Source organism: Rhizobium sp. SEMIA 4085, from assembly GCF_013004495.1.
Lineage (GTDB): Bacteria > Pseudomonadota > Alphaproteobacteria > Rhizobiales > Rhizobiaceae > Rhizobium > Rhizobium gallicum.
Genome location: NZ_JABEPH010000639.1, coordinates 1 through 1,672, shown reverse-complemented (window position 1 = coordinate 1,672; position 1,672 = coordinate 1). Strand labels below are relative to the sequence as shown.

2 protein-coding genes are annotated in these 1,672 nt (G+C 64.7%); both read left to right on the top strand.

Annotation, left to right across the window (positions count from 1 at the left end; genetic code table 11):
* Positions 1–895, top strand: an 895-nt coding sequence (locus C9413_RS31905; protein ID WP_170251523.1) for a chromate resistance protein ChrB domain-containing protein, incomplete at its 5' end; no start/stop codon positions are given.
* A gap of 9 nt (positions 896–904) precedes the next feature.
* Positions 905–1,672 (top strand): chromate transporter (locus C9413_RS31900; RefSeq protein WP_170251521.1); only part of this gene is annotated, 768 nt, incomplete at its 3' end.

The following is a 1,672-nucleotide window of genomic DNA, read 5'->3' as shown; positions in this document are numbered from 1 at the left end:
CCCACTGGGGGGCTCGTCGGCCGCGTCAGATGTGTGTAGGCGCCAGGTGTACGCGCTACCGGCCAACGCCGAGACGCAGGAGGACTTCGAGTGGGTGCTGAAGGAGATCATCGACGGTGGCGGCGAGGCGTTGATCTGTGAGGCGCGCCTCATCGACGGCCTGTCAGACGCACAGGTCCGCGCCCTGTTCGACGCCGCGCGTGACGACGATTTCGCCGAGATCGCCAGGGAAGCACGCGCTCTGGCCGCAGAGCTGGATACGGAGGTGACGGCAGACAAGCGCGCGGACGCTCGCTCCCAACTCGTCCGCATGCGCAAGCGACTCGCCGAGCTCGTGGCGATCGACTTTTTCGGCGCCACGGGCCGCTTAACTGTCGAAGGACTGCTCGCCAACCTCGATGAACGGGTTACGGAGGATGAGGGTATGAGCAGGGCTCCATCAAAAGCCGCCGATCCGATCGCCGAATTCAAGGGGCGGACCTGGGTGACGAGGCGGGATGTTCATGTCGATCGCATCGCCTGCAGTTGGCTGATCCGTCGATTCATCGATGCGAATGCCCCCATCCGCTTCGTGCCAGGAAAGGGTTATGTCCCGAAGCCTGGGGAGATACGTTTCGACATGTTCGAAGGCGAGATCACCCATGAGGGCGACCGCTGCAGTTTCGAGGTCCTGCTCATCCGCACCGGCATGACGGATCCGGCGCTCCAGGCCATCGCAGAGATTGTCCACGACATTGACCTCAAGGACGGCAAGTTCGGCCGCGAGGAGACGGCAGGGATTGCCAGCCTGATTGCCGGGATCGTCATGACGAACAAGGCAGACGAGCAAAGACTCGGGCAAGGCTTCCACGTCTTCGACAATCTCTATCAATATTTCCGCCAGAAGCGCGGGTAAGGAAAAATCATGACCGACATCCACGCCACCGAGCCGGCCACGGATCCTCGCGGTGATACACCTTCGCATGGCATCCCCTTCCGCGAAGCTGTCCGGGTGTGGGCCCGCGTTGCCGCATTGAGCTTCGGCGGCCCGGCTGGCCAGATCGCGGTCATGCATCGTATCATTGTCGAGGAGAAGCGCTGGATCGGCGAGACGCGGTTCCTGCATGCCCTGAACTACTGCATGCTCCTGCCCGGACCGGAAGCCCAGCAGCTCGCGATCTATATCGGATGGCTGCTGCACAAGACGCGTGGCGGGCTGGTCGCCGGCATCCTGTTCGTGCTGCCGGGTGTCGCGACCATCATGGCGCTTAGCTGGATCTATGCGATCTTCGGCAATGTCGGGGCCGTCCAGGCGCTTTTCTTTGGGTTGAAAGCCGCTGTGCTGGCCGTCGTGCTGGAAGCCGTCGTTCGGGTCGGCAAGCGGGCGCTCAAAAACAACGTGATGGTGGCCCTTGCCGCAGCCGCTTTCCTGGCGCTCTTCCTCTTTCACGCGCCCTTCCCGCTGGTCATCCTGGGTGCGGCGGTAATCGGATACTTCGGCGGGCGCGCCCAAAAAGGAACCTTCCCTTCCGGGCATTGGCATGGGGAGGGGGGGGGGAACCAGGGCGCCGACGCGGGGAGTGGGCGGGGGGGAAGCAGTCCCGCTCAGGGCCGCCCGCCGCCCAGGGGGGGGCTGGAGGAGGGGCGCGGGGTTGCGTGCCGTGTGGGGGCGCCGGGGGGGGGGTGTGTGGGG